The 5,428-nt window shown below is 73.8% G+C and carries 8 protein-coding genes; 4 read left to right on the forward strand and 4 right to left on the reverse strand.

The window, feature by feature from the left end:
* On the reverse strand, positions 1 to 292 hold a 292-nt coding region (locus AB7U92_RS20930; RefSeq protein ID WP_428581554.1), incomplete at its 3' end, for an HDOD domain-containing protein.
* Positions 293 to 429: 137 nt separating this feature from the next.
* Between AB7U92_RS20930 and AB7U92_RS20935 the strand changes: the two genes are divergently transcribed.
* The gene (locus tag AB7U92_RS20935) at positions 430 to 921 is read left to right on the forward strand and encodes a hypothetical protein (RefSeq protein ID WP_428581557.1); all 492 of its coding nucleotides are present in this window, start codon (positions 430 to 432) and stop codon (positions 919 to 921) included.
* A 22-nt stretch (positions 922 to 943) separates the two neighbouring features.
* Here AB7U92_RS20935 and ssb read toward each other — a convergent pair whose 3' ends face one another.
* The 3 genes from ssb to AB7U92_RS20950 all read right to left on the reverse strand — a co-directional run bounded on the left by ssb (position 944) and on the right by AB7U92_RS20950 (position 3,529).
* Positions 944 to 1,432 (reverse strand): single-stranded DNA-binding protein, encoded by a 489-nt coding sequence (gene ssb, locus AB7U92_RS20940; RefSeq protein ID WP_428581560.1) that lies wholly within the window; start codon positions 1,430 to 1,432, stop codon positions 944 to 946.
* A 110-nt stretch (positions 1,433 to 1,542) separates the two neighbouring features.
* Positions 1,543 to 2,832, reverse strand: coding sequence for an ATP-binding protein (locus AB7U92_RS20945; protein ID WP_428581563.1), 1,290 nt, complete (start codon positions 2,830 to 2,832; stop codon positions 1,543 to 1,545).
* Positions 2,833 to 2,836: 4 nt separating this feature from the next.
* A complete protein-coding gene (locus tag AB7U92_RS20950) occupies positions 2,837 to 3,529 on the reverse strand; it encodes a response regulator transcription factor (protein ID WP_428581566.1) in 693 nt (230 codons plus the stop codon).
* A 158-nt stretch (positions 3,530 to 3,687) separates the two neighbouring features.
* Here AB7U92_RS20950 and AB7U92_RS20955 point away from each other — a divergent pair, with 158 nt between their 5' ends.
* From AB7U92_RS20955 to AB7U92_RS20965, 3 genes are read left to right on the forward strand one after another with little or no spacing between them, the layout of a single operon-like run.
* The gene (locus AB7U92_RS20955; protein WP_428581569.1) at positions 3,688 to 3,966 is read left to right on the forward strand and encodes a hypothetical protein; all 279 of its coding nucleotides are present in this window, start codon (positions 3,688 to 3,690) and stop codon (positions 3,964 to 3,966) included.
* Entirely contained in the window at positions 3,963 to 4,307 is a 345-nt protein-coding gene (locus AB7U92_RS20960) for a hypothetical protein (RefSeq protein WP_428581572.1), read from the forward strand. Before AB7U92_RS20955 ends, AB7U92_RS20960 begins: the two co-directional genes overlap by 4 nt.
* A 41-nt stretch (positions 4,308 to 4,348) precedes the next feature.
* Entirely contained in the window at positions 4,349 to 5,290 is a 942-nt protein-coding gene (locus AB7U92_RS20965) for a hypothetical protein (protein WP_428581575.1), read from the forward strand.
* Positions 5,291 to 5,428: the final 138 nt, after the last annotated feature.

The following is a 5,428-nucleotide window of genomic DNA, read 5'->3' on the forward strand; positions in this document are numbered from 1 at the left end:
GCTTCAGGCCGAGCCGGTTCATCGCCTGGCCGGCCGAGGCCACCGGCGCGCTGGCGGCGAAGGCGGCGCCGTTGGCGTTGCGGATCAGCGTGGCGGCCATCGCCACGTCGGCCTGGGCGATGCGCGCGACCTCGTTGAGGTCGGGCTCGGCCTCGGCCATGGCCCGCTGCAGCCGCGTCAGCAATTCGGGGCAGGGCGGCACGACGATCTCGCGCAGCGGGCCGCTGCGGCGGGCCGCGTCGATCTCGCGTTCGATGTCGGCAACGTGGCGGGGGGCGGCAGAGGCAGGCATCGGCGCAGCGCGGGCGGTCGGAGGTCTCCGTGTCTTCGGCCACGCGGCCGCGATCTTGAGCGCCTTGGCCCCCTGGCAAGCCCTGAGCCGCCGGACAGCGCGCCGGCAGTACGCTGCCGCCCACGGACACGGGCAACATGGCTGCATCCACACTGAAATGGTGCGCGGCGCTGCTGGCGGCGGGGCTGCTCGGTTGCGCCCCGCCGGACGAGCGCACGGCGCAGCGTGCCCCCGCCGCACCTCACCCGCTGGCGGCGCTGGCGATGCCGGCCGACGAGCCGATGCTGGCCCTGCCCGACCTGATGGCGCTGGTGATCGACCCGGCCGCCGGCGTGCTCGGCCCGGCCTTCCAGCGCGATCCGCAGCGCCAGCCACGCACGGCCGAGGCCTGGCAGGCGGTGGCCGACGCCGCGGCGGAACTGGATCGGGCGGCCAGCGTGCTGGAACAGCCGGGCTGGTCGCTCGGCCGCGCCGAATGGCTGCGCGCCGTGGCCGAACTGCGCGACGGCACCCGGGCGGGTGCCGAAGCGGCGCGGCTGCGCGATGGAAGCGGCCTCGCCTCGGCCGCGCAGCGCCTGCAGGTGGCCTGCGACGGCTGCCACGCGCACTACGCGCCGGCACTGCGCTGAGGCAGCGCCGACGCAGCCGGCATCAGAAGGGGATGTCGTCGTCCATCGCGTCGAAGCCGGTGGCCGGCTTCGAGGCGGGCTTGCTGGCCGCCGGGCGGGCCGCCGGGGCGGCGCGCTGCGGGCGCTCCGAATAGTCATCGCCGCCGCGATCTTCGCCGGCGCCGCCGCCCATGCCCTCACGGCCGCCGAGCATCTGCATCTGCTCGGCGATGATCTCGGTGGTGTACTGGTCCTTGCCTTCCTTGTCCTGCCACTTGCGGGTCTTCAGGCGGCCTTCCACGTACACCGAGCGGCCCTTCTTCAGGTATTCGCCGGCGATCTCGGCCAGGCGGTCGTAGAAGACGACGCGGTGCCATTCGGTCTCTTCCTGGCGGTCGCCGGAATCCTTGTTCTTCCACTGCCGCGTGGTGGCCACGCTGACGTTGCAGACCGCGTTGCCGTTGGGCGTGTAGCGCACCTCGGGGTCGCGGCCGAGGTTGCCGATGATCTGGACTTTGTTCAACGAGGCCATGGCGCTCTCCGCTTCTCGAAATCTGGGTGACGGGTGGGGTTGGATGGGATTATCCGCCGCCGGCCGCCCGCGCCGCCCCGCACTGCGTGGGGAATGCGGAGGGCGCCCTTTCAGGGGGCTGCCGGCAGGGTGACGCGCGCCACGTGACGGCCGTCACGGCGCTCGAAGGCCAGCGTACCGCCCAGGCGCGCCGAGATGCGCGCGACGATCGCCAGGCCCAGGCCGGTACCCGGCGTGCCGCGCGCCGCATCGCCACGCGCGAAGGCCTCGGTGAGCGCCTCGCGCTGCGCTTCGGGAAGGCCGGGGCCGGCGTCGCTCACTTCGATGCAGGCGCCGCCACCTTCGGCGCGCACCGCCAGCGCCACCGGGGCGCGGCCGTGCTTGCAGGCGTTGTCGACGAGATTGGCCATCAGTCGCTCGAGCAGCAGCGGGTGGCATCGCTCGAGCACCAGCGAAGGCGGCGCGTCGACCGCCGGCGCCACGCCGCCGCGGCCGGCCTCGGCGGCGACGCTGCGCGCGATGGCGGCCAGGTCGGCGCGCTGGTCCAGCGGGAGCTCGCCGGCGCGCACGTGGTCGAGGAAGCTGCCGATCAGCCGGTCGGCCACGTCGGTGTTGCGCTCGATCGCCTCCCGCCAGGGCGCGCTGGCCGGGTCCTCGGGCAACAGCCCGGCGGCCATGCGGATGCGCGCCAGCGGGCTGCGCAGGTCGTGCGACACGCCGGCCAGCAGCAGTGCACGCTCGCGCTCGTGGCGTTCGTAGCGCGCCAGCAGCTCGTCGTAGGCATGCTCGATGGCGGCCACCTCCGGCGAGGCACCCTCGATCGGCGCGGCGGGAGCCTGAGCCTGGCCGGGCTGGTGGCGGACCATGCGGCTGCGCAGCTGCTCCAGCGGGCGGGTCAGCCGCCGCGTGAAGTACCAGCTCACCGCCACCAGGATGGCCGCGCTGATCAGCACGGCCAGCAGCACGCGGCCGGGCCGGCGCGGCAGCAGCGCGACATCGGCGATGCCGAACCAGGCGCTGCGGCCGTCGCCCTGGCGCAGCTGCAGCCACAGCGTCGGTGCGCCCGCGCCGCGCGAGATCACCGCGTCTTCGAAGCGCACGCCGTGCCTTTCGAGTTCCTCCGCCAGCGCGGCCAGGCGCGGCAGCGAGCGTGGCGGCCGCCACGACGCCGGCGGTCGCGCCTCGGCGCGCAACAGCGTGCGATCCGGCGCGGGCGCAGCGCCACCCAGCCCGGCCGCATGGCGCAGCGCCGGCGCCCAGCGCTCGGCCACCAGACGCGCCACCGCCACGTTGCGATCGACGTAGACCACCGCGGCGAAGACGAACAGCAGCGCGAGCGCCACGCCGGTCTGCAGCAGCAGCAAGCGGGCGAAGAGGCTGTCCGCGCGCGGCAACTTCATGGCCTCAGCGCGGCACGAACACGTAGCCCTCGCCGCGCTCGGTGGCGATCCACTCGGTGCCCGGGCTGGCCTCGCGCAGCTTGCGGCGCAGCCGCGCCACCTGCACGTCGACGGTGCGATCCTGCGGCTTGTAGCTGCCGGGCTGCACGGCCTCGCTGAGCGCCTCGCGCGACAGCGCCTGCCCCGGCGCGCGCGCCAATGCGGCGAGCAGCCTGAACTCCACGCCGGTGAGCGCGACCGATTGCGCGCCGGCCAGCACCTCGCGGCGCAGCAGGTCGATGCTCAGGCCCTCGAAGCGCAGCATCGCCGCATCGGCGCGGCCGGGCGCCTGGCGGCGCAGCAGCGCGCGCACGCGCGCCACCAGCTCGCGCGGCTCGAAGGGCTTGGGCAGGTAGTCGTCGGCGCCGATCTCCAGGCCGAGCACGCGGTCCATCGGGTCGCCGCGGGCGGTGAACATCATCAGGCCCAGGCCCGGATGCGCCGCCCGCCAGCGCCGGCACAGCTCGTAGCCGTTGGCGTCGGGCAGCATCACGTCGAGCAGCACCGCGTCGGGCCGCTGCCCGGCCAGCGCCCGCTCGCCGTCGCCGCCGGTGAGCACCGCGTGCGTGGCCCAGCCCTCGCGCTCGAACAGCGTGGCCACCATGGCCGACAGCTCGGCGTCGTCGTCGACGATCAGGACCAGCGGCTTGGCACTCATGCGGCGGCAGTGTAGGACCGCGAAACATCCTGTTCCCCCGTATTGCAGAACTGTCGCAATTCGTCGTGTAGCGTCGTCGGCGGCCGGCACGGCGCGGCGTTCAATGAGGGCCACGGCAGACGCCGCGACGCAAGCCCCAGCCCCGAAAGGACACGACCATGAAGACCCCGACCCTGATCGCCCTGACGCTGGCCGCCGGCCTGGCGATGGCGCAGAGCGCTGAAGCCCGCGAGCGCCACACCACCGTCACCGGCGCCGAAGGCAAGAGCGCCACGCGCCACGTGGTGCGCGCGCGGGGCGACGTGCAGTCGTCGACCACCGGCCCGAACGGCAAGACGGTGTCGCGCAGCGTCGAGCGCAGCGCCAGCGGCACCACGGCCACGCTGACCGGGCCGAACGGCAAGACGGCGACCCGAACGACCACGGTGCAGAAATGAGCGGCGGCCTGCCGGGCCTCGCCGCTCGTTCCCTGCTCGCGCTGTGGCTGGCCGCATCCGCATCGGCCGGCTTCGCCGCCGACGCGCCGGGCATCCAGGCCTGCCAGGCCGACGCACGCAAGCTCTGCCCCGGCGCCCGCCCCGGTGGCGGGCGCGTGCTCGGCTGCCTGAAGGAGCGGGAGGCCGAACTCTCCGCCGGCTGCCAGGCGGCCCTGCCCACCCTGCAGCGCTGCGCGCAGGAGGTGAAGACCGTCTGCGGCAACAGCAGCCAGCGCGAGATGCGCGAATGCCTGCGCAGCCGCGCCGACCAGCTCAGCGCCGAGTGCCGGCCGCAGCGATGAACCGATCCTTTCCCATCCTCCCGCCCACCCAGGAGCCTTGCATGAAACGCATTCCCTTCCATCGCCTCGCCCCCGTGACCGCTGCCGCCGCGCTCGCCCTGCTCACCGCCTGCGGGGGCGGCGGCGAAGACGCCGGCGCGCCGCTCGGTGCCGTCAGCGAACTGCAGGCCGAGTCGATGAGCGCCAACAGCGCCGTGCTGCCGGCCGACAGCGTCGAAGGCCAGGCCACGGTGCTCTCGACCACGCGCGCCGTGGTGGCCGGCGGCACCGCCAGCCAGACCTTCGCCTGCGCCGGCGGCGGCTCCGCCGTGTTCACGGTGACCGGTGGCGGCATCGGCTCGGTCACCAACGGCCAGCTCGATGCCGGCGAGGTCTACAGCCTGACCTACACCGATTGCCGCGGCGCAGCCGGCGCCGCCGCGCTGACCGGCACCACCACGCTGACGGTGGTGGCGGCGACGGCCGGCAGCACCGAGGTGAATACGTCGACGCAGAACCTGCAGATCGCTCTGCCTCTGCGCACGCTCACGCTCAACGGCAGTTCGACGCTGTCGGAGCTGGTGGCCGACAACGGCGCCGGCGTGGTGACCACCACGCACCGCTGGACCTCGCCGAACATCACGGCGACCAGCCTGCGCAACACCCGCACCAGCACCTTCACCCTGAGCAACGTCGATCAGACCCGCGTGATCACCGCCACCGGCGGCACGATCAGCGCGCGCACCCGCAGCGGCACGGTGACGATGAACGCGCAACTGCCCAACGGCAGCTGGACGATCACCACCGCCACCCAGGGTGCGGTGAGCTTCGACGCCAACGGTGTGCCGACCCAGGGCAGCTGGACCATCACGCTGCCGAACAACATCATCGGCATCAGCGTGGTGCCGGGCACGCTGACCGTGACGGCCGACTGGGGCGCGAACGGCACGATCGACCGCACCTGGACCTTCACCAGCGCGCAGATCGGCGCGGAGGCGGGCTGAGCGCCGGCCGCGTGGCGCGCGCGAGACATGCCACGCAAACACGGGGTCAGGTGGCCCAGGCCCCTGCCTAGACTGGCCATCCCACAAACAACCAGGGATGGCCTTTCATGCTCCGCGTTCTCGCGATCGCCTCTACCG

The organism is Piscinibacter sp. (assembly GCF_050175855.1).
Taxonomy (GTDB): Bacteria; Pseudomonadota; Gammaproteobacteria; order Burkholderiales; family Burkholderiaceae_C; genus Piscinibacter.